This window comes from Polynucleobacter sp. TUM22923, assembly GCF_030295705.1.
Taxonomy (GTDB): Bacteria; Pseudomonadota; Gammaproteobacteria; order Burkholderiales; family Burkholderiaceae; genus Polynucleobacter.
The window spans coordinates 1,348,989-1,375,285 of record NZ_AP027274.1; the positions used below are offsets into that span (position 1 = coordinate 1,348,989).

The 26,297-nt window shown below is 44.3% G+C and carries 34 protein-coding genes; 10 read left to right on the plus strand and 24 right to left on the minus strand.

The window, feature by feature from the left end:
- Positions 1–170 precede the first annotated feature (170 nt).
- From QUD86_RS06895 to QUD86_RS06930, 8 genes are all read right to left on the minus strand, one after another.
- The gene (locus QUD86_RS06895; protein ID WP_286296175.1) at positions 171–914 is read right to left on the minus strand and encodes a transporter substrate-binding domain-containing protein; all 744 of its coding nucleotides are present in this window, start codon (positions 912–914) and stop codon (positions 171–173) included.
- Between the two features lie 272 nt (positions 915–1,186).
- Positions 1,187–2,167: a quinone oxidoreductase family protein gene (locus tag QUD86_RS06900; protein WP_286296177.1), complete on the minus strand. Its 981-nt coding sequence runs from the start codon at positions 2,165–2,167 to the stop codon at positions 1,187–1,189.
- A 28-nt stretch (positions 2,168–2,195) separates the two neighbouring features.
- Positions 2,196–2,648 (minus strand): DUF2452 domain-containing protein, encoded by a 453-nt coding sequence (locus QUD86_RS06905; RefSeq protein ID WP_286296178.1) that lies wholly within the window; start codon positions 2,646–2,648, stop codon positions 2,196–2,198.
- A gap of 81 nt (positions 2,649–2,729) precedes the next feature.
- Positions 2,730–4,271, minus strand: a complete 1,542-nt coding sequence (locus tag QUD86_RS06910) for a cryptochrome/photolyase family protein (RefSeq protein WP_286296179.1) — start codon at positions 4,269–4,271, stop codon at positions 2,730–2,732.
- Between the two features lie 18 nt (positions 4,272–4,289).
- A complete protein-coding gene (locus tag QUD86_RS06915) occupies positions 4,290–4,844 on the minus strand; it encodes a DUF3833 domain-containing protein (protein ID WP_286296181.1) in 555 nt (184 codons plus the stop codon).
- Positions 4,845–5,399, minus strand: a complete 555-nt coding sequence (locus QUD86_RS06920) for a chalcone isomerase family protein (RefSeq protein WP_286296184.1) — start codon at positions 5,397–5,399, stop codon at positions 4,845–4,847. It abuts the gene before it with no gap.
- 4 nt (positions 5,400–5,403) lie between these two features.
- Complete coding sequence (locus tag QUD86_RS06925; RefSeq protein WP_286296188.1) at positions 5,404–5,793, minus strand: thiol-disulfide oxidoreductase DCC family protein; 390 nt, start codon at positions 5,791–5,793, stop codon at positions 5,404–5,406.
- 5 nt (positions 5,794–5,798) lie between these two features.
- Positions 5,799–6,068, minus strand: coding sequence for a TIGR03643 family protein (locus QUD86_RS06930; protein ID WP_100379029.1), 270 nt, complete (start codon positions 6,066–6,068; stop codon positions 5,799–5,801).
- A 77-nt stretch (positions 6,069–6,145) separates the two neighbouring features.
- On the opposite strand from QUD86_RS06930, the gene QUD86_RS06935 reads away from it, so the two are divergent.
- From QUD86_RS06935 to QUD86_RS06945, 3 genes are read left to right on the plus strand one after another with little or no spacing between them, the layout of a single operon-like run.
- Positions 6,146–6,841 (plus strand): SDR family NAD(P)-dependent oxidoreductase, encoded by a 696-nt coding sequence (locus QUD86_RS06935; RefSeq protein WP_286296190.1) that lies wholly within the window; start codon positions 6,146–6,148, stop codon positions 6,839–6,841.
- A 12-nt stretch (positions 6,842–6,853) separates the two neighbouring features.
- A complete protein-coding gene (locus tag QUD86_RS06940) occupies positions 6,854–7,423 on the plus strand; it encodes a histidine phosphatase family protein (protein ID WP_286296191.1) in 570 nt (189 codons plus the stop codon).
- A gap of 44 nt (positions 7,424–7,467) precedes the next feature.
- On the plus strand, positions 7,468–7,848 hold the full coding sequence (locus tag QUD86_RS06945) for a DUF2237 family protein (RefSeq protein ID WP_286296192.1): 381 nt from the start codon (positions 7,468–7,470) through the stop codon (positions 7,846–7,848).
- Between the two features lie 12 nt (positions 7,849–7,860).
- On the opposite strand, the gene QUD86_RS06950 is transcribed toward QUD86_RS06945, so the two are convergent.
- Positions 7,861–9,117, minus strand: a complete 1,257-nt coding sequence (locus QUD86_RS06950; RefSeq protein WP_286296193.1) for a DASH family cryptochrome — start codon at positions 9,115–9,117, stop codon at positions 7,861–7,863.
- Positions 9,114–9,302, minus strand: a complete 189-nt coding sequence (locus tag QUD86_RS06955) for a DUF2256 domain-containing protein (protein WP_286296194.1) — start codon at positions 9,300–9,302, stop codon at positions 9,114–9,116. The genes QUD86_RS06950 and QUD86_RS06955 overlap by 4 nt, the downstream gene beginning before the upstream one ends.
- Positions 9,303–9,358: 56 nt before the next feature.
- Between QUD86_RS06955 and QUD86_RS06960 the strand changes: the two genes are divergently transcribed.
- On the plus strand, positions 9,359–10,258 hold the full coding sequence (locus tag QUD86_RS06960; protein ID WP_286296196.1) for a histone deacetylase family protein: 900 nt from the start codon (positions 9,359–9,361) through the stop codon (positions 10,256–10,258).
- Positions 10,259–10,270: 12 nt separating this feature from the next.
- On the opposite strand, the gene QUD86_RS06965 is transcribed toward QUD86_RS06960, so the two are convergent.
- The 3 genes from QUD86_RS06965 to QUD86_RS06975 all read right to left on the minus strand — a co-directional run bounded on the left by QUD86_RS06965 (position 10,271) and on the right by QUD86_RS06975 (position 11,732).
- The gene (locus QUD86_RS06965) at positions 10,271–10,861 is read right to left on the minus strand and encodes a lipid-binding SYLF domain-containing protein (protein ID WP_286296198.1); all 591 of its coding nucleotides are present in this window, start codon (positions 10,859–10,861) and stop codon (positions 10,271–10,273) included.
- A gap of 75 nt (positions 10,862–10,936) precedes the next feature.
- Complete coding sequence (locus QUD86_RS06970) at positions 10,937–11,404, minus strand: potassium channel family protein (RefSeq protein ID WP_286296199.1); 468 nt, start codon at positions 11,402–11,404, stop codon at positions 10,937–10,939.
- Between the two features lie 37 nt (positions 11,405–11,441).
- A complete protein-coding gene (locus tag QUD86_RS06975; RefSeq protein ID WP_286296201.1) occupies positions 11,442–11,732 on the minus strand; it encodes a translational machinery protein in 291 nt (96 codons plus the stop codon).
- A 120-nt stretch (positions 11,733–11,852) separates the two neighbouring features.
- On the opposite strand from QUD86_RS06975, the gene QUD86_RS06980 reads away from it, so the two are divergent.
- Positions 11,853–12,964, plus strand: a protein-coding gene (locus tag QUD86_RS06980; protein WP_286296203.1) for an IS3 family transposase whose coding sequence is annotated in 2 segments (ribosomal slippage) — positions 11,853–12,102 and positions 12,102–12,964 — 1,113 coding nt in all. Because the reading frame shifts where the segments join, the coding sequence is not laid out codon by codon here.
- Positions 12,965–13,121: 157 nt separating this feature from the next.
- Here the strand turns inward: QUD86_RS06980 and QUD86_RS06985 are convergent.
- Both QUD86_RS06985 and QUD86_RS06990 read right to left on the minus strand, forming a co-directional pair.
- Complete coding sequence (locus tag QUD86_RS06985) at positions 13,122–14,069, minus strand: hydroxymethylglutaryl-CoA lyase (protein WP_286296204.1); 948 nt, start codon at positions 14,067–14,069, stop codon at positions 13,122–13,124.
- A gap of 63 nt (positions 14,070–14,132) precedes the next feature.
- Entirely contained in the window at positions 14,133–15,329 is a 1,197-nt protein-coding gene (locus tag QUD86_RS06990) for a CaiB/BaiF CoA transferase family protein (RefSeq protein ID WP_286296205.1), read from the minus strand.
- A gap of 108 nt (positions 15,330–15,437) precedes the next feature.
- Between QUD86_RS06990 and QUD86_RS06995 the strand changes: the two genes are divergently transcribed.
- The gene (locus QUD86_RS06995) at positions 15,438–16,259 is read left to right on the plus strand and encodes a hypothetical protein (protein ID WP_286296206.1); all 822 of its coding nucleotides are present in this window, start codon (positions 15,438–15,440) and stop codon (positions 16,257–16,259) included.
- Here QUD86_RS06995 and QUD86_RS07000 read toward each other — a convergent pair.
- The 5 genes from QUD86_RS07000 to QUD86_RS07020 are packed head-to-tail and all read right to left on the minus strand — an operon-like array spanning position 16,256 to position 19,746.
- Positions 16,256–16,912, minus strand: coding sequence for a cupin domain-containing protein (locus QUD86_RS07000; RefSeq protein WP_286296207.1), 657 nt, complete (start codon positions 16,910–16,912; stop codon positions 16,256–16,258). The genes QUD86_RS06995 and QUD86_RS07000 overlap by 4 nt on opposite strands.
- A gap of 60 nt (positions 16,913–16,972) precedes the next feature.
- On the minus strand, positions 16,973–17,743 hold the full coding sequence (gene modA / locus QUD86_RS07005) for a molybdate ABC transporter substrate-binding protein (protein ID WP_286296208.1): 771 nt from the start codon (positions 17,741–17,743) through the stop codon (positions 16,973–16,975).
- Positions 17,744–17,747: 4 nt separating this feature from the next.
- Positions 17,748–18,452: a DUF2461 domain-containing protein gene (locus QUD86_RS07010; RefSeq protein ID WP_286296209.1), complete on the minus strand. Its 705-nt coding sequence runs from the start codon at positions 18,450–18,452 to the stop codon at positions 17,748–17,750.
- Positions 18,449–19,117: a DsbA family oxidoreductase gene (locus QUD86_RS07015; protein WP_286296210.1), complete on the minus strand. Its 669-nt coding sequence runs from the start codon at positions 19,115–19,117 to the stop codon at positions 18,449–18,451. The genes QUD86_RS07010 and QUD86_RS07015 overlap by 4 nt, the downstream gene beginning before the upstream one ends.
- Positions 19,118–19,119: 2 nt before the next feature.
- Entirely contained in the window at positions 19,120–19,746 is a 627-nt protein-coding gene (locus QUD86_RS07020; RefSeq protein WP_286296212.1) for a flavin reductase family protein, read from the minus strand.
- A 160-nt stretch (positions 19,747–19,906) separates the two neighbouring features.
- On the opposite strand from QUD86_RS07020, the gene QUD86_RS07025 reads away from it, so the two are divergent.
- The gene (locus QUD86_RS07025; protein WP_286296213.1) at positions 19,907–20,662 is read left to right on the plus strand and encodes a hypothetical protein; all 756 of its coding nucleotides are present in this window, start codon (positions 19,907–19,909) and stop codon (positions 20,660–20,662) included.
- A 4-nt stretch (positions 20,663–20,666) separates the two neighbouring features.
- Here QUD86_RS07025 and QUD86_RS07030 read toward each other — a convergent pair whose 3' ends face one another.
- Together QUD86_RS07030 and QUD86_RS07035 are read right to left on the minus strand one after the other, a co-directional pair.
- The gene (locus QUD86_RS07030; protein ID WP_286296214.1) at positions 20,667–21,230 is read right to left on the minus strand and encodes an SRPBCC family protein; all 564 of its coding nucleotides are present in this window, start codon (positions 21,228–21,230) and stop codon (positions 20,667–20,669) included.
- A 93-nt stretch (positions 21,231–21,323) separates the two neighbouring features.
- The gene (locus QUD86_RS07035) at positions 21,324–21,926 is read right to left on the minus strand and encodes a nitroreductase family protein (RefSeq protein WP_286296215.1); all 603 of its coding nucleotides are present in this window, start codon (positions 21,924–21,926) and stop codon (positions 21,324–21,326) included.
- Between the two features lie 141 nt (positions 21,927–22,067).
- On the opposite strand from QUD86_RS07035, the gene QUD86_RS07040 reads away from it, so the two are divergent.
- Positions 22,068–22,946, plus strand: a complete 879-nt coding sequence (locus tag QUD86_RS07040) for an oxygenase MpaB family protein (RefSeq protein WP_286296217.1) — start codon at positions 22,068–22,070, stop codon at positions 22,944–22,946.
- Between the two features lie 37 nt (positions 22,947–22,983).
- On the opposite strand, the gene QUD86_RS07045 is transcribed toward QUD86_RS07040, so the two are convergent.
- Positions 22,984–23,370, minus strand: coding sequence for a DUF4149 domain-containing protein (locus QUD86_RS07045; RefSeq protein ID WP_286296219.1), 387 nt, complete (start codon positions 23,368–23,370; stop codon positions 22,984–22,986).
- An 8-nt stretch (positions 23,371–23,378) separates the two neighbouring features.
- Positions 23,379–23,690, minus strand: a complete 312-nt coding sequence (locus QUD86_RS07050) for a hypothetical protein (protein WP_286296221.1) — start codon at positions 23,688–23,690, stop codon at positions 23,379–23,381.
- 170 nt (positions 23,691–23,860) lie between these two features.
- Here QUD86_RS07050 and QUD86_RS07055 point away from each other — a divergent pair, with 170 nt between their 5' ends.
- Positions 23,861–24,844, plus strand: coding sequence for an NAD(P)/FAD-dependent oxidoreductase (locus QUD86_RS07055; protein WP_286296222.1), 984 nt, complete (start codon positions 23,861–23,863; stop codon positions 24,842–24,844).
- 27 nt (positions 24,845–24,871) lie between these two features.
- Positions 24,872–26,293 carry an exonuclease domain-containing protein gene (locus tag QUD86_RS07060; RefSeq protein ID WP_286296224.1) on the plus strand — a complete coding sequence of 474 codons (1,422 nt, stop codon included), beginning with the start codon at positions 24,872–24,874 and terminating at the stop codon, positions 26,291–26,293.
- Positions 26,294–26,297: the final 4 nt, after the last annotated feature.

Sequence of the window (26,297 nt, forward strand, 5' to 3'; positions counted from 1 at the left end):
AATCAACCACCCTAAGGAATGTCCGAAGGCCCTTTAGAGCCGCCAAACCGCCTAAAACGGTAATTTAAGAAGAAAACTTCATATAATTCAATAGCTTAGCTAATTATAAGCCAAATTCTCAGAAAGCTTCTATTTTGGCTCAATACGGCCACTTTGATCATCAAGAATCTCTACTGACCCTTGAATATAGAAGCTACCGATACACCCTGCACGGCATGCTTGTGAATCAGACTCGATACGAAACCATTGGAAATCCACTCTTTTACACATTCATTTAAAAATACAAGGGACTCCACATGAGATTTCTTGGTGGATATAGCTTGCTGTATTCCGGTAAATTGGCCGGACAAAATACGTGATCCCGGCAAGCCTTGAGAGACGGCTAACAAGCCAGTTTTTAAGCCTGCTAAGGCATCTAACTTTTCACGATCAAATAAGGCATTACTAGCTACTAGGCTCTCGGCATGAACCAGAGTGGCATGACGAAGGTTGCGCTGCAGCCAAAGGTCATAAGCACTATTTAAGAACGAGGCAATTCGGACACCTGGCTGATCGACTTGTGAAAGCTCAGTAATACTAGAGCTCGCTGGCACCAAATATGTTGCCTCTAGCTCGACATATGCTGAGGTAAATGTAACCAGCTTCGCGCGGGCAGGATCTGATCCCACTAGTGCAATGCCACATTTTTCAGTAGCCGCAGACTCAACTACCTCGTCCTGAGTTTTAAAGCCAAACAACTGTAGCTGAACACCAAGTCGCTCGGCAACGGCTCGGCACATGTCAGGCGCAATGCCGGTCGGCTCACCATCTGATGATTGCCCGGTAACTAACAAAAAATTACCCAGATAAACAGAGGCGCGCAGAACGCCAGTGGGTGCCAGCTGGGCCAACACCTGAGATGATATTGAAGTCAAAAAAGCCTCTTTAAAGAAATAATCTCAACCTACTTAAAATTGAACAGTCTGCCCTTCAGTTATTGAAATCACCAGCTTGGATTGACTCCCCGTGCGCAACAGATTCTCCAAGTGTTGGCTGATGCTTTAACTATAGCCCAGAAAAAGGAGTGCTGACTTTGTGGCGTCGCGCCAATCACAAGTACCTTATTTTTATTTTTCGCAAATGAATAAGCCCCGCAACAGCGAGGCTTATAAGTTGTCATCAGCAGCGTTACCCTGCGAGCAAAATATTAAGGGGTTATAACAATCGCCCCAACAATTTTTCGACTCTCTGCGGCCTTATGTGCTTCTACTGCTTGCTCCAAAGAAAATCTAGCCCCAATTTGAACCTTGACCCTACCTTGGGCTATTGCATCAAATACTGCGCGAGCGTTCTCCTGCAATAGTTCAGGGGTAGCGTTATGAGGAAAAACCGACGGCCTTGTTAGGAATAAACAACCTTTTTTATTCAAAATCTCTGGCTGAATTTCTGGCGCAGGGCCAGAGGCAGCACCAAATAAAGCTACCGTGCCAAATGGAGCGGCGCAGTCAAGCGATCCTAAGAAGGTTGTTTTAGCAACCGAGTCATAAACGACGTTGGCCTTACGACCACCAGTTGCCTTGAGTACAGCGTCAACCCAGTCAGGCTTTGAGTAATCGACTACAGCATCACAACCCGCCTCCTTGGCAGCGGAAAACTTAGCCTCTGATCCCACTGTACCGACTACAAAGGCGCCAAGAGACTTTGCCCAGCCGGCCAAAATTTGACCAACGCCTCCAGCAGCAGCGTGAACCAAGACTACATCGCCTGACTTAACGGGATATGTTTTTTGAACCAAATATTGCGCTGTCATTGCCTTAAAAAATACAGTGGCCGCAATTTCATCTGAAACACTATCCGGTACTGAAACTAATTTATCGGCAGCGACATTGCGTGCACTGGCATAAGCGCCAATACCGGCGTTCATATACACAACACGATCGCCGATCGAAAAGCGCGTCACACCTTCACCGATTGCCTGGACTACGCCTACCGCCTCGTGACCCAGGCCAGTAGGTAGATCCAAAGGATACATGCCCGAGCGCTGGTACACATCAATGAAATTAAAGCCAATAGCTGTTTGACGAAGTTGTACCTCACCTTTACTAGGAGCAGGCAGCTCTTTGTCAATTAGTTGGATCACATCGGCATTACCGAGCTCTGTAAGACTAACCATTCGTGCAGTTGTCACAAGATACCTTATTATTTTTTATAAAAAATTAGCTTACTGTCATTGAGGACGAAACAGTATCTTCATCCTCTACTATGGCCCATGTACTATCGCCTAGCTTTTTTACCGCCATAGAATAAGTCCAAGCATCTGGAATGCCGCATGTCCACTCATGAGGACCGCTTTGAATTAACAAGTTCACCCCATTACGATTATCAAAATAGAGGTGATAAGTTTTGCCATGAATGGGGTTAAACCCATATTTAGCACTATGAACCATTTCGGTAGCATCCAACCTTGCCTGCAGAGAGCGCGCCTGCTTCATCAATACTTCCGCTTGCTCCATAATGCGGTCGTATTCAAGCTTAGCGTTTTGGCGGGCAACATTGACGGCCTTGTCTTTTTCTTCGACTACTTTGATAGGCGCGAAAACAGGAGCCCCTACTTCCATGGGGTATTCAATGCCAGCATGCCTTGCTGGATCTTTATCTTCAATTCTCATACAACCCTTAAAGCATTAATTAACGTGCCTGAAGTGTGACACAAAACCAGAAAATTCGCCCTGATTGCTGCCTAAACTGGGCTATACGGAGTCTAAATTCGCTAAAAGCGCCTTGGCATGGATCTGGATTGCTTTTTGATCAGGTTCGCTTATTCTGGCAAGGTTAGCTGTCATAAGCCGTGTTCGGGGGCTGGCCTCAAACTGCTTACGATGCTTAATCAAAAAATTCCAATACAGATTGGTCATCGGACAGGCAGTTTCACCAAACCGAACATCAGGCTTGTATTGGCATGAGTCGCAATAATTACTCATTCTTTTAATGTACGCACCACTCGCTATATAGGGCTTGCTAGTGAAGCGCCCACCGCTAGCAAATAAAGCCATACCGGCAGTGTTAGGTAGTTCCACCCACTCGATTGCATCAATATAAATTGCTAGGTACCAATCACAGACCTCTTTAGGCAATATCTCGGCCAGCAAAGCAAAGTTACCCGTGACCATCAAACGCTGAATGTGATGGGCATATCCATACTCCAATGTTTGTCCGATTGTTGCTTGCATACAGTGCATCTTGGTATCGCCACTCCAATACCAAGCAGGTAATTTGTTTTGGTGCTGATAAAAATTATCTTCCGCCATCTGCGGCATATCTAAGTAATACATACCGCGCACAAATTCTCGCCAACCTAAAATTTGACGAATAAACCCTTCAACAGTAGCAATATCGAGATCATATTTCTTCCAAGCACCCAAAACAGCGCTAATAACCTCTCTGGGGTTAAGTAACTTCAAATTGAGTGAACTCGATAAGAGGGAGTGCCAACCAAAAGGGGTGCCTGTCCACATGGCATCCTCATGAATCCCAAAAGTAGCTAAGCGATGCTCAACAAAACACTGCAACGCTTGAAGGGCTTGTTTTCGAGTCACTGGCCACTGAAAATTGGCCAACGACCCTGGGTGATCGGGATAGCGCTTTTCAACTTCAGCGAGCACCTCCCTAGTGATGTCATCAGGATCGAATAGCTCTGGAGGATTAATTAAACCTGGACCTTTTTTTGGGAAAGGCTTGCGATTATCCTTGTCGAAATTCCATTGACCGCCCTCTGGATTTCCTTCGCCATCTACTAATACCCCATGTTTTTTACGCATCAAACGATAAAAATACTCTAGCCTCAGCTCTTTTTTGTTAGCAACCCAGGCGCTAAACTCTTCACGAGTGCAATAGAAGTGGCTATCTTCTTGCATCTCTAGTGCTACCCCAATTTCAGAAGCCACTGCTTCAATCGCCTTTTTGAGCCGCCATTCACCAGGCTCTACACAAGTTAGATGAGTAAATTTACCCTTTACCAACTCCACTTTTAGATTTTCAGCAATTGTCTTAGCGGATTGCTTGATATAGATGAGAGGCAGGCCTTGCTTCTCCAGCTGCTTTGCAAAATGGCGCATCGCCGACAGAAACAAGGCAATCTTGGCCTTATGAGACCAAACATGCTGAGCCTCATTTGCGGACTCCACCATTAATATCGCATCAACAGCAATATCGATATTTTTGAGAACTGGGCTAGCGATATCGAGCTGATCACCCAAAATCAGTACAAGTTTTTTAGATACTATTTTTTTCAAAGCAGTCTTTCAGAAGGATTAGCGCTTATAAAAACTCAAAGTGACTTCGCCTAGATCAATTCCAAACTTACTCATTTTTGCTTTGTTGATCATGACCTTGGGTGTAACGAGATACATCCAGTCATTAAACTGCACGTGATAAATCGAGTTATCAACTGGCAAGGCAAGGGTGTAAGACCAATGCAGTGCATTTCCAGATGACTCGCCAAGCGCCTCACCAATGACATCATCAGCCTTGCCAATAAACTTTCCTGGCGCTGTTTCTGTCAAAGTCCAAATGCGCTTTTGCTTTGTACCATCCGAATATTCAAAGCTTTCGTCCAAAATACCCACCTTCTTACCATCGACCATTTTCCAGCTGGCCTGCATCAGCACAGTAAATCTTTTTTGAACTGTGCCGTTACGGTCAGTAAAGATGCCATAAGCATCAATCGTGCCGTTGAAGTATTCACTTAGTTCTAGGGTAGGTTTTTCCTTGGCGTACTGAATAACCTGAGGCGAAGAGCATGCCCCCAGGGTCAACATTAAAAAAAATCCAAGCATCCATTTTGCGACGTTAGCGGTGAAATTCATTTAACAAGCTCCTGATATTAATGTGGGTGGGCAACCTTTTCCAAGTAACTCCGCCCTCAGCTTTGGAACACTCGTTTTTGAATCGAGCCAAATACCAAAAAAAGCTTTTGAAAAATCAACCCCTGCAATCTGGGCAATTTTTTTTCCATCGTGAAAAAAGATGGTGCCTTGCTTAGGGGTATAAACAGCGGTCAAAGACTGGCCGGATTCTATATTGGGCAAAACAGCTGCTAGCTCTTTTCCCCAAGCACTGGCTTGAGCTTCGGGAATACCAATATTTTTCATTTCATCAGCGGTGCGACCAGCAATAGCAGCGCCTTTAAAAGACTTTTGATACTGAATATCTAAGGCAAATTCCGGGGAGTCTTTTACCGAGGATCTATATAGAGTCGCATCGTACACATGAAGACCCCAAAAATTGAGACGTCCAGACCCCTGAGTTTGCGCTTGCGAAACAGCACTTTCAATATGAGCGACCTCTCCAGCAAAGCTATACGGCACCATAACTGATAGCGCTACTAATAAGCTTGCCATTCTTTGTAAAAAGCTTTGCATTTTTTCAGCCCCTTTTCCTATTGGCTAACCACAAAGCAGGCGGCCCCAATACCCCTGAAATTGCATGTCGATATTTTGCGAAAAATTGATACCCCACATTAAGCGCAGGACGTAAAGTCGGTCTAGAAAATAACCAGGCTAAGGTCGGTAGATTAGCCCTTTGGTAGGCCGCCACAAATACGTCGACACCATTAATTAAAGTACCATCCTCAAATTGGGCATACATAGATGCCAATGCTTGTCGGCAGCTAACGCCAGTTTCTTTTTCAGAATATTGCTGAGAGTTAATATCGACAAAACACAATAAGCCAGCGTGATTTCGTCCAGACAAAAATACAATTTCTGCCTGACACAAAGGGCATAACGCATCATAAAACAAGGTCAACTTTTTCATTACATTCATTTATGTTTATATTGGGTAGCGCAATAGGCACGTGTAACTAGCTTACTTCTCAGTGCAACATGCTTAGTCGATCTACCAGTGACCCTCTTGCGCCATAAATTAAAGGAGCTGCGCTTTAATTCCCTGCGCATGACTGCAATGACCTGGGGCTCAGAATATCCAAAGTTCTGCTCAATGGCGTCAAAGGGGGTTCTATCCTCCCATGCCATCTCAATCATTCTGGATAGATCAGCTTCGGAGAGCGATTTTGGCATCTGGTTGGTCATCTAGCAAGTTTAAGACTTATTCAATAAACTGGTTGAAGCTAGCTTTACTTGTTTACATCCTTTTTTAAGCCTCATTTATGCCCTTAGTCACCAACCCCTTTCGCGCCTTAATCATTGGGTCTTCTGGAACCATTGGATCAGCATTTCTTGAACTTTTGGAAAATGACCCTAACTGCACCGGGGTTGAAGGCATCCACCGCAACTCAGCCTGTCCAATTGACTATCAAGATCTCAGTACTATCGAACTTGCTGCTACCGCTTTATCTTCTAGCGCTCCATTTGGACTCATCATCAATACGATTGGCCTTTTGCATTCCTCCGAATGGATGCCCGAGAAAAAGCTCGGGGATCTTCAGGCGGAGCAGTTGCAAAATCTGATGCAAGTTAATGCCATTGGCCCTAGCCTCACCATCAAGGCCTTCGCCAAGTTGCTTGATCCCGCAGGTGCAGTGATGGCTACCTTATCTGCCAAGGTTGGCAGTATTGAAGATAACCGTTTGGGCGGCTGGTATAGCTATAGAGCATCGAAGGCTGCATTGAATATGCTGATAAAGACAGCCTCCATTGAATTTAGTCGGACAAAACCAAACACGGCTTTAATTGCCCTTCACCCAGGCACGGTGAATTCGAGGCTATCAAAGCCATTTAAAGGGGAACAGCTGGGAAGGCCGCCCTTAGAGGCTGCCCAAGATATGCTCCATGTTTTACTTTCTCTAAATAAAGAAGATTCAGGTACTTTTATTAGCTATTCAGGAGAGAGGTTGCCTTGGTAGGCCGCTATGCATATGAAACCACTCTTTTTATCATTCACAGCACTGCTCTTTTTAAACAGCACCGCTTCACTAGCCCAATCCCCTTTAGCTGATGCACTCAAAGATAGCCAACACGTTCTTCTCATGAGGCATGCTGATGCTCCTGGCTATGGAGATCCAGCAGGCTACCAACTCAATCAATGCGCCACCCAGCGTAATCTCGGAGACTACGGGCGTAAGCAGGCTAAAGCAATAGGTGTTTGGCTTACTGCCCAAGGAGTAGATCAAGCCAAAGTTTTTAGTAGTGCCTGGTGCCGCTGCTTTGATACCGCCACCTTCTTGGATAAGGGGCCCGTGACCAAGGAAGCTGCATTAGGCTCCTTCTTTAATGATATGAGTCAGTCCAAAAAACAAACGTATGATTTGGCCAAACTGATCGCGCAGGAGCAGCGCAAATATCCCAACACACCCATTATTATGGTGACCCATCACGTTAACATCCAAGCCTTCACCGGTGTAGTGGTGGGCTCTGGTGATATGGTGTTAGTTAAGGTAGACCGTAACGGAAAATCCATGTCTCATCAGTTATATCCAAGCCCTTAATTATTCAGATAAGCTGCTCTCATTACCAATTTAGAAAGTTTTTTATGCAATATGACTCCCCATCGAATGTTCTTGGCCAACCACTGGTGCCCTGTTCTTTTGAGCCGCTCACCGGATTCTTTAGGGATGGCTGCTGCAAAACCAATGCGCAAGATTTAGGAAGTCATCTGGTATGTGCGATTGTCACGAATGACTTTTTGCAATTTAGCCTTAAGCGAGGTAACGATCTCATTACGCCAAGACCTGAGTACCAGTTTCCAGGGCTGATAGCAGGGGATCAATGGTGCCTTTGTTTAAACCGTTGGATTGAGGCGCTGGAGGCAAACTGTGCCCCGATGATCAAACTCGAAAGCACCCATGCGAAGGCGTTGGAAAAAGTTTCCCTAGAAGTGCTAGAGCAATACGCCGCTGAAGCAGAAATCTAAGGTCCAATCGAATCAGCGCCAGTGGTGTTGGTAGACTCCATGGGGGTCATGGTCGCGCATTTGTTTAACAACGTTAAATGGCCTGCCACCTCTAGGGTCAGTGCCTCTACCGGCAATGTAGAGCCAATTTCCCTGATTACTATAGACATCGTAATCAATCAGTTGCGCTTCAAACCAAGCTGCCCCTGCTCGCCAGTCTCCATCCATGTCATAAATCCAATAGCTGGCAACGACTTGACGCAAGCGGTTCGATAAGTAGCCAGTTCGCTCTAACTCATGCATACCCGCATCAATTAGCGGTTGGCCCGTACTTCCAGAAGTCCATTGCCTATATTTCAAGGAATCCAATGGTTTTGTAGTTTGCTTGCTTAAGCCTTGTGAACGGTAAAGTTTCTTGCCATACTTAAAAAGAATAAACCGGAAATAATCACGCCACAATAATTCAAACCAAAGCCAGTAGGTCCCTTCATTTGCACCAAATTGCGTTTCATACGCAGCAAGCTCTGATGCAATTACTCGAGCAGAGATACATCCGGAAGCTAGCCAAAGTGAAAACTTACTAGAAAAATCTTGACCCATCAACTGGTTGCGAGTCTGCTTGTAGCTATCCGGAAAACGGAGCTCAAGATAGCGCGTTAAATGGAGCGTTGCCGCCTCTTCGCCACCTTGATAAAGGGTACTGGCTGAAGAGGGCGAGTTGGACGCCAGCACTTTATTTGCAATGGCATCAATCGATTGAGGCAACGGGGGGCAAGTCGCAGGCGCAGGAATTGGCTCAGCGTTTCGCAATTTAACAGCCTCCACTTCGCGGCGAAACTGAGTGAACATATCTGGCATTGACTCTAGATCAAATGGCAAATCCTGGGGGCTCAACATACTAGACTGCCAAAATTCGTTTACCTCGATACCTAAATCCTGAAGCGCTGCTACCTGATCAATTTCTTGAGGCGCCTCAATCTGCTCACAGTAAATCGCCTGCGCTGACATTACTTTTGCAAGCTCTGCCAACACCACTTCAGGCTTACCCTCGTACCCCAATAAATCAGATCCCAATTCCCGTAACTGCTGCCTTAGTTGATCCAATGATTGCCTAACAAACTCCTGACGATGATGGCTTACTCTTTTAAAACCATACTCGTTCAATTCGCCATTAGAGAACTCATGAATATAGACAGGCAAAAGAGCATCTGCAGCAAGACAAGCTTGCGTAAATGCTGGGTTATCGATAAGACGCAAGTCATTTCTAAACCAATAAATCAATACTCTCATTTACCAACTCCAGATTGAGGATTGCTAGACTTTTTCATACGGCAAGCCTCAGAGCAATACTTCACTTCTTCCCAGTTTTTTGCCCAGGACTTTCTCCAAGTCATTTCCCGTGCGCAAACCATACAAGGCTTATTAGGCAAAGTAGATTTATTTCCCTTAAACCCTAATTTTTCAGCTCGTGTCATACCTACCTATTAAAAAACGAATAGACTCAACCTCTTATACAAAATCCGAGATTTCGTTGAAAGCTTTCTATACCGACCACTATGTTTTACCACTTCCACCAGGACACCGCTTTCCGATGGAAAAATACAGCCAACTTCGGAGCCTGGTTTCTCAATTACCAGGGGTTACTCTTGAAGAGGCGCCAGCAATTACAGATACGCAGATTCTCTATGCCCATGATGCGAGCTATCTGATTCAGATCATTGAGGGCAAACTCAGCCCCCAAGAGCAACAAGAGATTGGCTTCCCCTGGAGCTTAATGATGGTCGAGCGTTCACGTAGATCAGCAGGCGCCACCTTAGCAGCCGCAAAAGTTGCACTTAAGGAGGGGGTCGCCGTAAACCTTGCGGGAGGAACCCACCATGCCTATCGCAATAAAGGCAGCGGATTCTGTGTATTTAATGATTCGGCGATTACCGCACGAGCACTGCAAAAAGAAGAAAGCCCTAATCTCAAGGTGGCCATCGTCGATTTAGATGTACATCAAGGCAATGGTACGGCTGCTATTTTGAAAAACGATGCTTCTATTTTTACCCTTTCGCTTCACGGAGAGAATAATTTTCCCTTTACAAAAGAGATAAGCGACCTAGATATTGGCTTGCCGGACCAATGTCAGGATGATCAATACTTAACTGCCTTACATCACAGCCTTGATTTACTGGATGATCGATTTAAACCTGATTTTATTATTTACCTCGCTGGAGCAGATCCCCATGAAGGAGATCGGCTGGGAAAGCTGAGTATTAGCAAAGAAGGTATGCGCCTCAGAGATCAATGCGTTTTTCAATACGGTCTTGATCGACAGATTCCCGTTGCTTTTAGTATGGCTGGTGGCTACGGAAAGGAGATTAACTCTACCGTAGATATTCACCTTCAAACGATTCAAACAGCACTACACTTTCATCAAGCCAACTAGCTGAGTAGCTGACTAGCGCTGAGCAGGCAAGCTATTTAATGTGCCCACATCATTTAATTGCTGGTCAACGTAATAAAGTGTGCCCCCATAGTTCGCCTGCAAGTCATACCCCGAAAGCCCCACCGTATAGATGGTGATGTTTGGATTAAATGAACGAACGGTACCTCCAGACCCAGCTGAAAAATTCGCATCCACATCTATTCCGCCCTCCTGCCCAGCAATCGAGGTCAGTAAAAATTGGTCGATCGCCGCTGTATTTTTAAAGACAATCACTTGATATTGGTTTTGGTACCCCACACCGACACCCTCGCCCGTCTTCATATCTTTCATAAAAATAGGCTTCAAACGGCGCTTATCAAATATAACCCCTTCACCCCTGGCTACAACTAACAACACAATATTGACATTGGTTGCACTAAACACAGCATACCCTGGCGCCTTTTCAATTTCCATTTGAAGAGCAGAATTTTGTTTTAGTAAGGCGGCCAATCCCGTCTTAGCCATGAGCAAGGTAGATTCTCTCTTTTGCTCAATTTCTGCTGCCGTCAATGGCTTTCCGTTACCCCCCGTTGACTGGCAACCAAGCAATAAGAGGGAATACATTATTACGAATAACGCCGAGAAAGATCGCATCACACCACACTTATTCATTGAGTTTTAATATTTCACCTTGAGAGGTCATACAGGTGGATTTTTGTGCGTAGATTTTCTAGGATCCCAATATGTCTGCATCTCAATAAACAAAAATGAGGCAGACCAAGTAATGAGGATAAATCCCGTAAGAGCCTCTACGCCAGTTAAATATCTCAGATAACCCTGAGCCACAATCTCACCATAGCCTAGCGTTGTAAAGGTAACAAAAGATAAGTAAGCGCAATCGAGTATGAGGCCATGACCAGAAAGCTCGCCCATCAGATTTCCCATCATGGGAAACTGTAGGGTAAAAAAGTATCCGAGCGCAAAAAGCCAAATTTCGAACACATGCGCAATAAAGATGGCACCAACACCTAACAACACCCTAAACCGAGGTGCAAAGTGAGCGACTTTGGGAAGATTTTTTCCCAATCTGAAAAGCACTTCATAGTGGAACAAGATAGCAATCAGCGCTAATGAACCATTAATAATGAAGGCAGAGAGAATCAGCATTATTAAGAAATTCCCCATTTTTCAGGGGAATCAAATTTTAGCCAGTAATAATGGTATCGCCTTTAAGGGCGTCTACTTTAATAAAGTACTTTTTAGCATAAGCCAATAATTGACCATCAGTTGGATGATCTACTGTTTCTATGCCAACTACGCGATCCGCAGTGTCATGGTCATGCTTCGTAGCATGCTTCATTAAATCGAGCTTGGCAGAGCCTGGCCCAACAATAAGAATTTCTTTAGATTCTTTTACCGCCTGAATGACTTCATGTAAATACACTTGATCTGGTTCAGCACGCGCACCAGAAACATTACCGCTTTTGTGGTGCACATTTTTATGAGTTGATCTTGTTTTAATCACTTCACTCTCACTTGCAGTGGGGTAATCATCCCCTAGCTTAACTTGATTTAAAAGTAGAATTTCTATGTAGTTTGATTTAAAGGAAATTCTATGAAGACCTCCCGATTTACCGATAGCCAAATCATGGCCATCCTCAAACAAGCCGAATCTGGCGTGCCAGCCCCAGAACTGTGCCGTGAGCACAATATTAGCGTTGCTAGCTTCTATAAGTGGCGCTCTAAATACGGCGGTATGGATGCTTCTATGATGTCCCGCGTTAAAGAGTTAGAGCTTGAAAATGCCCGCCTAAAGAAGATGTACGCCGAAGTCCAACTCCAGGCGGATGTCTTAAAGGAAGTTCTGCAAAAAAAGTAACTCGGCCATCTCGCCGCCGCGAGATGGCCAGCCAAGAAGTAAAAAAGGGTCGTATGAGCATCCGCTTAGCGTGCGACACCTTTGTCATTAGCCAGACCTGCTATCACTATAGCCCCAAGCTGTCGACTGACAATGCCCTCATTGCCGATTGGCTGGTTCGTCTTACTCACAATCAACGTAACTGGGGCTTTGGTCTTTGCTACCTGTTCTTGCGTAACGTGAAGGGATTTAAATGGAATCACAAACGGGTTTATCGGATCTATAAGGAACTAGAGCTCAATTTACGCATCAAACCCCATAAACGCTTGGTTCGGGAAAAGCCTTTACCACTAGCTGTACCCCAAGGCATTAATGACACTTGGTCGATTGATTTTATGCATGATCAGTTGCACGACGGCAGAACCATCCGCCTTTTTAATGTGATCGATGACTTTAATCGAGAGGCCTTGGCCATTGATATTGATTTTTCCATGCCCGCAGTACGAGTGATCCGGTCACTCGATCAAATCATTGAATGGCGTGGCAAGCCCTTAAAAATACGTTGTGACAATGGCCCCGAACTCGTAGGAAACATCCTGACTGTATGGGCTGCTAAACATCAGATAGAGATGAGTTACATCCAACCAGGTAAGCCACAACAAAATGCCTATATTGAACGCTATAACCGTACGGTGAGATATGACTGGCTTAATCAATACCTCTTTGAATCGATTGATGAAGTACAAGATTTTGCAACCCACTGGATGTGGACCTACAATCACGAAAGACCCAATATGGGTTTAGGAGGAATTACTCCTAAACAAAAACTAGCAATTGCAGTACCAGCCTCTACTTTTAGCTTAGGTTAAAAAGGGGATGATTACCGTGGGATTAAAGTAAATAACATGCGCTTCTTGGTGATCGATCCAAATTACTGAGTGATTAAATGACATATGCTCTTTCTAGAAAGTAGGTAGTTCATTGTAACCACCGGATAATCGAATCTTAAGCAAATCCCAATTTTCTTTATGAACTCTTTGATGGATGACGAAGCGCTTCAACATCAGGTGGCGCAGTGTGTAAATTGCAATTTAAGCCCGCTTTAATTATTTGGCCAGGTACTTCGTGGCCAACAAGATCGGGTAGTGCTCTTGCGGTATTTAGTAATCTAGGGATGTCGATACCGGTGTCAAAACCTATTTCATCGAGCATATAAATAGCATCTTCACTAGAAATATTTCCACTAGCGCCTGGCGCGTACGGGCAACCGCCGAGTCCACCCAATGACCCATCAAAGCGGGTAATGCCTGATTGAACAGCCGCAAGGACATTAGCCAATCCCATGCCCCGGGTATTATGAAAATGAAAGGTCAGTTGCAGGTTTGGCAATCGCTTCTGAAGAGACTCCGCCATTCTGATCACTTGGGCTGGATTAGCCATGCCCGTAGTGTCGCAAATCGAGACTCCGCGCACACCTAAGGCAGCAAATCGATCGGCATATTCCTCCACTACCGATTGTGCTACATCACCCTCCATAGGACAGCCAAAACTGGTTGAAAGAGATACATTAATAGGCGCTCTAGTTCCAACATACCGAATGACCTCAGACAAAGCAGTGAAACTTTTTTCTCTGGTCATGCGTAAATTAGCCAGGTTGTGCGTTTCTGAAGTAGACATCACTAAATTCAACTCATCCGCCCTAGCGTCTAAGGCGCGCTCTGCCCCCCGAAGATTGGGAACTAATACTGTGTATTCAACGGTTGGCACACGCTCAATACCCTCCATCACCTCTTTAGCATCCCTTAGCATTGGGATGGCTTTCGGAGAAGAGAATGAAGTTACTTCAATCTTGGCAAAGCCACAGTGACTTAATTCATTCACAAGCTTAATCTTCTGCTCTGTCGGTACAAAATTTGACTCAATCTGAAAGCCATCTCTGGCGACAACATCATTAAAGTAAATTCTTTTTTTCATAGTTAGTAACTGAGCGAGTAAGTAAAGAAGTCAATAAGAAAATAAACAAATAAATGAGTACGTTTATTCGCATTTAAAGACTACGCCGCGTTGCTTTAATGCGGCAATTTGAATGGGGTCCAAACCGATTTCTTTTAGAACGGCATCGGTATCTTGGCCAATATTGGGGGCAAGAGTCTTAATGGATCCGGGTGTTCGGGAGAGTTTAGGGATTACTCCCGGCACCTCTAAGGTGCTGCCATCAGTCATCTCAATAGAGGCAATATTGCCGCGGGCTCGATAATGTGGATCCTTAGCAATATCTGCAACGGTATAAATACGCCCCGCTGGGACAGAAACAGAGTCAAGCATCTCTAATGCTTTATCAGTAGATACTGTTTGAGCCCACTCCCCGATGGCTAAATCAAGCTCTAAGACGCGCTTCACTCTGCCCTCTTTATTTTTTAATTGCGGATCACTACCTAAGTCATCTCTGCCAATGATTTGCATAAGACGCTTGAAGATACTATCGCCATTGCCAGCAATCAAAACATAGCCACCATCTAAGCATAAGTAAGCATTAGTAGGCGCGATGCCTGGCAAGGCACTACCAGCGGCTTGCCTAACTTCACCAAAAGCACTGTACTCAGGCAGGAGGCTTTCCATGCAATTAAAGACCGCCTCATAAAGAGCGATATCAATAATCTGCCCTTGATTGCTTCGATGCCGCTCTTGCAGAGCTAGCAAAATACCAATCACACCGTGCAGCGAGGCTAGGGTATCGCCAATACTGACCCCAACTCGAACAGGCACTCGTCCAGGCTCAGCAGTAAGATGACGCAAACCACCCATAGCTTCGGCAACTACGCCAAATCCAGGCTTATCTCGATATGGCCCAGTCTGGCCATAACCACTAATTCTGAGGACAATTAATTTTGGATTAAGTTCAAGTAGCTGATTGGGATCTAGCCCCCATCCCTCTAAAGTGCCAGGACGAAAATTTTCAATCAGCACATCAGCCTCTTGAACTAAGGCTCGAACAATTGCCTGCGCCTCTGCCTGCTTCAAATCCAAAGAAAGAGAGCGCTTATTGCGAGACTGTACTTGCCACCAAACAGAAGTCCCATCTTTTAATAAACGCCATTTCCGCAATGCATCGCCTACTATTGGAGGCTCAATTTTGATCACGTCAGCCCCAAAATCACCCAAAGTTTTGGCCGCAAAAGGTCCGGCAATCAATTGCCCCATTTCAATCACTTTTAATCCAGCTAAAGGCTCCATCACGCTCTCTTATGACCCAGCATTACTTAGAAGCTCAATACTATTTACCAGCTTTACAATATCAGCTTACCCCATCACTTCAAAGCCACTTTCCAGCTAATTATCCCCATGCGACAGCCCTTACTACTTATTTTGCTGTCCTTTTGTATCAGCAGTGCCAGCATTGCGGCAGATAATGAAACTTCCTCCACAAAAGATTACTTCAATCTAAAAAATAGCTCTTGGTCGTATTCCCCAGAGCACATTCTCGAATTTTGGGGTTACCATGCTGCCGACAATGCCAGCAACTCAACGGATACCCTCAAACTGCGCTACTACCAGCCCTTATCCATCGGCGCTATGCGTGGCACAGCAAGATTAGATACCGAATACGTTAGAAACTATGGGCCGAGCTTTCCTGCCGAAAACCAAGGGCAATATAGCGCTGGAAATACGCTACTGACTGTTTGGGGAAATCACCCAAACTTCTTCTCAAGCTGGGGAGGTAACTTAGGTGCCAGAGTGATTTTTCCATTTGGGAATCAAGGCCAATGGGCTGTCGGCCCACAAGTAGGTGCAAGCTACACACCCGTAGAGGGAAGTAAAACAATATTGGCGAATATCTCTCCATTAGTTCGTTATATGTACGGCTTTGATACGAAGAAAAATTCCTCACAAAATAATTCAACGCAGTCCCCTCTCATTAGAAGGCTAGAGTTGTTTCCCACCATTGGGATTCAAATAACCCCAGCAACGCAAATTCGTTTCTGGGATGAAAACGGCATCATCTACAACTCAGCCGGAGGTGGCTGGTTTGTACCGCTCGATGCGATGGTCACCCATAGAATCTCTAAACACTTCCTCTTTGCTGTAGGCGCTGCAAAGCAAGTTGTCCAAACTTATAATCAATACAATTGGACGGTATATGGAAAAGTTGCATTCAACTTTTAGGTCTGCATTAAATGCCCGGTTTTTACAAAGATTGTGCAGCCTTCTTTACTGAAAGGCTTATGCATACTCATATGCGGGCTCCGAATCCAAGATCCAGTCGGATATCGTCCATGCTCATCTTCAAAAACACCATCCACCACAAAAATCTCCTCACCACCGAAATGCTGATGTGGATTGAAATAGGTTTCTGGCGCCCATCGCACTAGGGTAGATCCAGATCCCTGTCGCATGAGCGGCATTACCGTTAGGCCTGAAACCATTCCCTGATACCACTCAGCTGACTTAGTATCAAGTACCTCTCGCTCTATCTGATCAACCCCTAAATGTCGTAACTTCACAAAAAGTGTGCAGCCATTTTCGGTATACGGTGCATGCGCTGATCCAGGGGGATTGATGATGTAGGTACCAGCGGGATAATCCCCCGCCTCATCACTCAAGACACCATCTAGCACCAGTATCTCCTCACCCAGCTCATGCATATGTAATGGAAAACGGGAACCAGGCTGATAGCGAACAATCGAAGTTGCCTTCGCCACCTCATCACCAATACGATCTAACATTCTTCGCTCTATGCCCGATTCAGGACTTTTGACCCATGGTAAATCATGATGATTAATCACCACTCGCTTGCTGTAATCAGCATGAATATCCATCAAATTCTCCTCAATCTATTTAATCTATTTAATCTTCAATTTATGAACTTAGTATAGTAATTAGGGCAAGACAAAGCCATAACTAGACATTACCTGTCGAGCGACAGGCTCTTGTAGGTATCCATAAAAAGCTTTAACGCTTGGAGTGGCTCCCTTGAGCAAAACCATTTTTTGCCGCAGAGGCCTATGAAGTTCCTCAGGAATGAGCACAAAGCTGGAGATCGATTTTAATTGTGGTGACAATGCTAAGGATAAAGCTGAGATACCAAAATCAGCCGCGCCCGTTAGAACATAGGTAGTTGCTTGGGAAATATTTTCCCCATAGACTAATTTAGGCTCGGCAATCTCCCATAGACCCAAAGTTTGTAAATACTCTTTAGCAGCCCTGCCATAAGGTGCATGCTCAGGATTGGCAATAGCAATTTTCTTAGCCCGTTTAATTGCTTTCATCAAATCTGCTTTGTCAGCACTGATTCGAAGAGCGCTATCTTTTTTCTGCATCAGCACAATTCTGCCAATTGCATACATCTGACCAGCATCTTCAGTCTTGCCTGCTTTATGTAGTTGATCAATCATTTGTTCATCGGCTGACATCAACATACCAAATGGCGCCCCGTTCATAGCCTGCTGCGTTAGCAGCCCCGATGAGCCAAAGATCAACTTAATCGGCTGAGAGTTGACTTTGTGAAAATTCACACCAATTTGCTCTATAGCAAACTTCAAATCAGAGGCAGCAGCTACATTATGGGATTGGGCTTGAGCTTGAGCTTGAATAATGCCTGCAAGCAGTAAGAGCAAAATGGAAACAATAGATTGAATAAGATGCTTCATTACATCACTCGGAAAATTTACTCAAAGCATGCCAACCAAAACTCAGCAGTGGCAACAGATCTTTAGCAAAAATAGCTGTCTCTTGAATTAATTCCGTTGAGCACACTACCTTTTTTGAAAGTGGTTTGCGAATAATCCAGCTTTTCAGTTTGATAGCATGCTCTATCTCGGCAGGCACATCTACAAATCCCCTTGGCACCCTTGCCAAGGCATCGGAGTAGTCAAGCACATACCCTTTTTTGTTAAGCGATTTTTCCAAGAGAAGCCAAGCTTTAGGGTTATCAAGAATTCCCATGCGAAGCTTTTTAAGGACATGTGGCTCAGGTTGCATATACCCCGCTGCCACCCTACTGCCTAATGGATCTAAGCGAAAATATAAAACACCAGGCGCATGTTTATCGCCCGTGATACTAAATAAGCCGCTGGCATGCATGTTGTATGGATGCTTAGCTTTAGAAAAACGTGCGTCACGATTAATTCGAAATAAAGATCTTTTGGGGTCGCCCCATAGAGGAATGTCTTTAGTCCTCAGGAGATCAGAAAGCATCACTGTAAATTCCCGAAGAGGATCACGCACATAATCCTCATACTCAGAGCGGTGCTCATTAAACCAAAGACGGTTTTGCTTATCTGTCAACGCTTCTAAGAAGGTAAACGCCTTTGGACTAAAGCCCTCAAATAATGGTTTATTTTGAGCGGCTGTTTTCATAAGGATTGTGCTGAGTCGCTCAGTATTTTTTCTATCGCATTTTGATATGACTCGACAGACTGTGCCCCTGAAATCAACAATTGATTATTGAAAATTACTGCTGGCACCGCTGAAATACCAGCCTGAGTATATTCACGCTCAAGGGCCTTCACTTCATCAACGTATCGATTGCCCTGAATAATCTCTTGTGCTGCCACCCGGTTCAACCCGGCCCGGTCCACCGCATTAAGCAATGTATCAATCTCATCCATATCGCTAGCATCCTCAAAATATGCCTTGAGTAATTGATGCTTCAAATGATACTGAGCACCAGCACCAATCTCAAGCAATGCCCAGTACAGCAATCGATGACAGTTAAAGGTGTTGTAAACACGCTTACGCCCCTCTGGATGAAAATCATACCCAGCAGTTTTTGCTCTAGTGCGAATGTTCGCCTGATTAGCTTTTACTTGCGCCTCATCCATTCCGTATTTTTGCGTCAAATGCTCAATCGCATCCTGGCCTCCAACTGGCATGGAGGGGTTTAATTCAAAAGGCTGAAACTCCAGATTAATCTGCTCTCGAATTCCCAGCGCGTTGATGGCTTGCATTAGATTGCCAATGCCAACCGCACACCAAGGACAGGCAATATCCGAAACAACATCTATTTTAAGATCAGCAGTCATATTTAGATCGATTTAGGTCTAGTCATTTTAAATAGCTGCTCTTGGCCTACGGTGAAGTAATCCGCTGGACCACCCCCTCTTAAGATATGACCAGCACTAGCAGTGTCATAGATACCACCCTCTAAAAACACTTCATCAATATGAATATTGAGCACCTCCCCCAATATCAGCCAGCTTTGTACTTTTTGCTTGTCTAGACCTTCGAGTTGAACAATTTGTGTTGCCCTACATTCAAAGCTCACAGGACTTAATGCCACCCTAGGGACCGATACAATAGTCGAGGCCACAGCTTCTAGGCCCGCTAATTCAAATTCATTCACGTCAGGGCCCACGCTGACGCAAGTCGTATTCATTTGTTCGGCCAAAGACTTGGTGACTAAATTCCAAACAAACTCGCCATTTTCTTCAATGTTTCTTAAGCTATCTTTGTGGCCAATACTAGAAAAACCAATAATTGGTGGAACATAATTAAAGGCATTAAAAAAACTATATGGGGCTAGATTGAGAATTCCTGCATTACTTTTTGTCGAAATCCAACCTATCGGTCTTGGGCCCACAATGGCATTAAAAGGATCATGCGCCAAGCCGTGACCATTTTTGGGTTCGTAACTATAAAATCTGGGATGCATATTATTGACCCTTGGCGCTCTTTTTGCCGTTATAAATACTACGTTGGTATACCTCAAATCATAACAATAGAAATCCATCTACATACTGTCAGCTCATAAAAATAGGCTTATAGGACCAGAGGGTGACTTAAAATGGAATGACATACCTGAGTTAACACCAATGATCTCCCAAAAAAAACCAAACATCGTGATCGTCATAGGCAGTGCACCAGATGCCTCACGCTCCACCCTATGGGATAAGTCAACACACACTATTGCCGCTATCAATAATGCATGGCGCATTCGATCGGACTGGGATTATTTAGTATTTCCTGAAGACTTTCCATCGGAGAATGCTCCAACGACCATTCAAGCAAGCCAGCGCCTGATTGTTGCTAAAGACTTCGTGCCCACCCAAAATACCTATGGCGGCTTTATCTATGCCGGTGGAACGATGGCCTATACAGCGGCCTATTGGGTCTTAGGGGCCCTTAAACCAGATGTAATGGCCTTCATTGGCTGCGATATGATTTACCCAAGTGACGGTAGTCAAACGCATTTTTATGGAAATGGCGCGCCCGACCCGTTAAGAGATGATGTGACCTTGCAATCACTAGAAGCTAAATCGATCCGACTGCTAGCCTTAGCAGCGGGGCAGCAATGTCTTTGTGTCAACCTGAGTGATCAACCCACTTCAAGGCTGATGTTTCCTCGCATGTCGGTCGATCAACTACAGGTTCTTACTGAGCAGGGCTTTAATCAACACCTCAAAAATCTTCAAGATCAACTTGATCAGCAACGCATACAAGCCGCATTAGACTCTGAAGAAAAATTAGGCTACTTTGTTGAGTCTGGACGCTATTGGGAAGAGGCGCACTTACTATCTCGCGTTGAGCTTGCCAAGATCGATGATCAGTGGATGGCAGTCCTGCCCTAAAAATCTACTTGCAGGCCAGGGTAGGCTTTTGTCCAAATTGATAGGCATTTTCTGCCATTTTTTCGAAGCGTGACTGAATGCTATTTTCAATGAAGTACTCGATCACAATATTTGGCATCACAGAGTTAGGCTCAACTAAGCTTTGATATTGAAAGAGAATCTTCTTTCCTTCATCTGTGAGGCGCCATGTCCCTTTATATAAATTATTATCGCCGCTAGTTTGCTCAAAATCTAAACCGCGATTTGGTAACTCTGAGTACTCAACTACCGATCGCATATTAATAGGAATAAAGAGGATTCTCTCCTGGATTAGCCTCTCCACCTGGACTTTACCTCTCGCCCTAGAAATTACCTTAGACTCAATAATGCCCGGGATATTTCTAGCGCCATCATAGTCAGTCAAAAATTGATAAGCGGCACATAATGAAATAGGCAAACGATACGATGCCTGCACTTTCAAATTTTTACCTACCCTTGATACATCAACATCCACGTCAAAAGAACTAGTGGTCGATTGGGCAAAGGCCGAAAAGTGGATCAAGACTAGAAGGGATAAAAGCCATTTCATAAAATGATTTTACGGCCAACACAGAAAAATATAAATAAAAAAATATAAGAAAATAGCTGACCGAGATCAGCTATTTTTTCTCAATACCTTAAATTAGAAATGATTTTCTATCACCATTTCAGCCTTGGAAATAAATCCTGGCTTAGGCCATGCAGACTTAATTCCCTTGCCAATGACGAGCATTGCGCCCACGGCATAGTCTTTTGGTAGCTTGATGATTTGCCCTACCTTATCAGAGTCAAATCCAATCATTGGACAAGAGTCATATCCCATTGCTTTTGCAGATAACATCATCGTTTGCAGCAATATACCTACAGAACGCATTGCCTCATCACGCTGAAGTTGCTCATTACCTGCATAAAATGGATTAATCCAAGGCACCAATATATCTTGCGCCTCCTTAGGTGCATTCACCCAATATCGTTGTGGGTCTTTTTCCCAAGCCTTTAAATCAGTACAGACAACAAATAATAAAGAGCTATCTGTTACTTGAGCTTGATCATGGGCCGCTGCACGCAATTGCGTTCTAATTGCAGGATCTGTGACATTAACTAGCCTCCAGTGCTGGATATTGAAAGACGAAGGGGATTGCATCGCTAGGTCAATTAACTGCTCCAGCTCTTCCTTGGGAATTGTAAATGCCGGGTCATAGTGCTTAACTGCCCGTCTTGCGCGAATTGCGTCCAATGTATTCATAATCTTGATCCTTGATTGGGGTAAAGGGTCACGATAGCATGCTTGACTCATTGAGGCCTCAGGTTCGGGCGGGGACTTCAGTCGGAGCAAACAATAAAACGCATTCCCGCCTAAACTGCGGTTTATTTAACTACTATTGCTATGTCAACCATGATTGAAGAATCCATCCGCAAAGCCATTCGTGAAATGGTTGGGGGCAGCAAGGGTCCACCGGTAGCTTTTTTAGAGCCAGTAGGTGACCGAGGTCTATTTGGCCCGGAATCCATGTCCTGGGAAATTCATGCAGATTTTATGTCCATGATGATTGGCGGTATTAGTTCCTTAATTTTGCAGGCCTTGCACCCAGGAGCTCTTGGTGGAGTCTGGGATCACTCTACCTTTAGAGAGGATCTCAAGGGACGCCTAGGTCGAACTGCATTCTTTATCGCCGCCACAACATACGGATCGGTATCGATGGCTGAAAACATCATCGCCAAGGTCAATCTGATTCATCAGAAGGTCCAGGGCGTAGACGAGTTTGGAAAGTTCTATAGCGCAACCGACCCCCACCTATTAGCCTGGGTACATAGTACTGAAACCAGTAGTTTTTTAAGCTCCTACCTGACACATAAAAATAACAATATCAGTACGCGCCAAGAGGATCAATATTTTGATGAGATGACTTTATTAGCCAATAAATTGGGCGCACCTGGTTTACCAAAGACAAAAATAGAAACACTGCATCTCATTCGCCAATACAGGTCAGAGCTTCATTACGGGGAGAGAGCTAGGAGTATCGTTCAGCTACTAGACCACTTTCCGACAAGCTTACCTACTAAACCGTTTGTTAAGCTCATTACCGAGGCAGGCTTTGCCAATCTCCCTGATTGGGCCTTTGCGTTTATTGAGCGGAAAAAACCTTCAGTACTGCAAAGAATAGCCATCAATGCTGCGGTCGCCATGATTGCTAAACCAGTCCGAATGGCTTTAAAGGATGGTGTGGCAGCGCACAGCCGTAGAAGAATTGATGGGAAAAGTTAATCTTGGCAGAAAAAATCAGTGCCGCTAGGTCTGATTTTTACTCGTAGAGCAATACGTAAACAAAAATACCAAACTGAATCAAATTAACCAACACACTCAGGCCATGAAGGAGTCCAAAGTATTTCTTATTACCTGAGTCAGTGGCACGATTAATGGCAGGCATCAATATTAACAGTGTGAATAAAAATAAAACTGTGCACAAAATCAAAAGAAGGGTATTTACATTCCCCTCAATCAAATAGGCAGACAACAAACTAAAAAGGCCTAAGAAAATATAGTATTTTGGGAAAAAAGCCCTGACATATTTACTTGACCATTCTTGAGGCAGCACCTTGAATACCGTAGGCGCAACAGCAACAGTAAAAAATAACATGATGCCTAGCATTCCAGCGACGATATACAAACTCAATAAATTTGAACTCATGATATTTCCTAAGCTTTCATTTTGGCATCATCAACCATGCACGCTTTTTCGGCTGACTGTTGAGCACTTTTAAACCAGCTCGATTTGCTATCCCAGCCATGCATCTTCAGTTCATTTAACTGACGATTACTGAGCTTATCGGAAACTGCTTTAACTACACATGTGCAATATGGCTGAAAATCCTTTTCCACAAGGGATTTGTTTAGATTGCTATGGGCTTTCACTTGCTCTCTTTGACAGGCTTGCGCCAAGTCTGAAGGCAGGTCTGCGAAGACAGGCGTAGATAGCATTGCGAGAGTAAGGACAAGAAATCGGATCATATTTTTAGCACCTAAGTATTGATAGCACTGCGAAACATCAATATAATCTTTTCTTGAAAATCTTGCAGCTACAAACTCCCCTCCCTTTAGAGGCATACAGACTCCCGTGCCAAGCAGATTAGGCCTAAAGGGATTAACATATAGCTCAATTTAATGAATTATCCCTTTCAATGAAATCTCTCAAAATCGGCATTATCGGTGCTGGTATCGCAGGACTCTCTTGCGCCCATCAACTCACACTAGCAGGACATGAAGTAGTCATCTTCGATAAAAGTCATGGGGTAGGTGGACGCATGAGCCACCGGAATTACGAAAAATGGGGCGCCGATCACGGAGCTCAATACTTCACTGCAAAAGATCCTCTTTTTTCTGAAGAGGTGCAGCAGTGGATTCAGGCTGGAGTTGCCAGTCCTTGGTTAGGTAAGATCGTCAGCTACACCCATGGTGAGACTATAGACTCGGATCCCGCCAAAAAAAGATTTGTTGGCGTACCAGAAATGACTTCCCCCGCTAAGTATCTAGCGAAAAATGTAGCGCTTGAACTTTCTCAGACTATTACAGAAATTACCAAGACAGATGGTTATTGGGAAGTTTCCTCAAAAGAATCTGGTGCACTAGCTCATCAGTTTGATTTTATGATCTGCGCTATTCCTCCAGCCCAAGCGAAGAACCTCGTTGCGAAAAACTCACAGAACCTCCAAACGATGTGCAGTGAAGTCAAGATGCTGCCCTGCTGGACTTTTTTGGCCTACCTTAAAAATCCTTTAACGCTTGATTTTGATGGTGCTTTTATTAACGACCATATTTTCTCTTGGATCGCTAGAGACAATACAAAACCAGAACGCTCAAGATACGAAACTTGGGTGGCCCAGGCCAATCCCGCTTGGTCTGAAGAGCATCTCGAACTCAGCCACTATGAAGTAGAGCCTTTATTGATAGAGGCTTTCCAAAATTTAACAGGTGCTGAATGTGACTTGTATCAAACGCACCTATGGCGTTACGCTAAATTAGAAAATGAAAGCCATTCAAACTATGGTTTAGATGCACAAAATCAACTCGCACTTTGTGGAGACTGGTTAAGAACGTCCACAGTAGAGGGGGCATGGATGAGCGGCTTTCATCTAGCTAAGGCTGTGAATCGAATGTATTCTTAAGGCGTATGTCAGCGCCCTTTTCTAATAATGAAAACCCCATCAGACGATTTTCCAGAAATTGCTTTTGTTGATATAGAAACAACCGGGTCTAATTTTGAGCGGGATCGCATCACAGAAGTTGGAATCGTCACACTACACAACGGTGAAGTAGATGTTTGGGAGCAACTCATAAACCCAGAGACATTTATTCCAAGCAATATTCAAGCGCTTACCGGTATCCGGCCTGATATGGTGGCCAATGCTCCAAACTTTGAAGAAATCAGTCGCGCATTATCTAAAAAATTAGAGGGGAAGATTTTTGTTGCTCACAATGCCCGCTTTGATTATGGATTCTTAAAGGCATCCTTCAAGCGCGTGGGGATTGACTTCAAACCCAAAGTACTGTGTACCGTCAAGCTGTCACGTAAGCTTTTTCCAAATCAAGTAAGACATAACCTAGATACCTTAATCCAGGCTCATCAACTGAAAGTGAGCAGTCGTCACCGCGCCCTAGGAGATGCTGATTTATTACTGCAATTTTGGAATTGCTGTATCAGCAAGCTAGGCTCAGAAGAGCTCTACGGTGCCGCTCAATCTTTATTGGGAAACTCAAGCCTACCTAGCCATATTGATCCAGATCTCATGAATCTATTACCTGAAAAACCTGGGGTCTATATTTTTTACGGTGAAAATAAAATGCCAATCTATATTGGCAAAAGTATTTCGATTCGTACCCGCGTATTGAGCCATTTTCAAAGCGCCCTTTCTAAACGAAAAGAAATGAACTTAGCCATGCAAGTAAGGGACATTGACTGGATCGAGACAGCCGGTGAAATTGGTGCTCTGTTACTAGAATCCAAGCTCATCAAGGAGCGATTGCCCACGCTGAATGTCAAGTTAAGAAGATCCAAGGATTTATGTGCCTGGCAATTAACTACCAATTCTGCTGGTGTCCTCATTCCAGAGTTGGTAACCCACCATCAACTGAAGCCCGGAAGACAAGATAACCTTTTTGGACTTTTTTACAGTCGGCGTGAGGCAAAAATAATGCTCAGTTCGATAGCTGAGCGAAATCACTTATGCCTTGGCCTGCTAGGCCTTGAAAAGCTTACAAAAGATCAACCCTGCTTTGGGTATCAAGTAAAAAAATGCCAAGGTGCCTGTATTGCCAAAGAATCATATGAAATACACAACATTAAACTTGCTACGGTTCTTGAGAAATTCAAGGTAGCCCACTGGACTTATCAGGGACCAATTGGCATCCAAGAGGGGAATGTGGTTCATATCATTGATCACTGGTGCTATTTAGGTACCGCCATGAATGAAGAAGAAATTGCAGAATTATTAGAATCTGGTGAACCTGAGTTTGATCTGGATATCTACAAGCTGATTCAGAAAAGCTTACGTACCATTGCTAAATCTAGAGTGTTTGAGCTCACTTCTACACTTCATCAAAGACAAGTTGGCTAGGGAT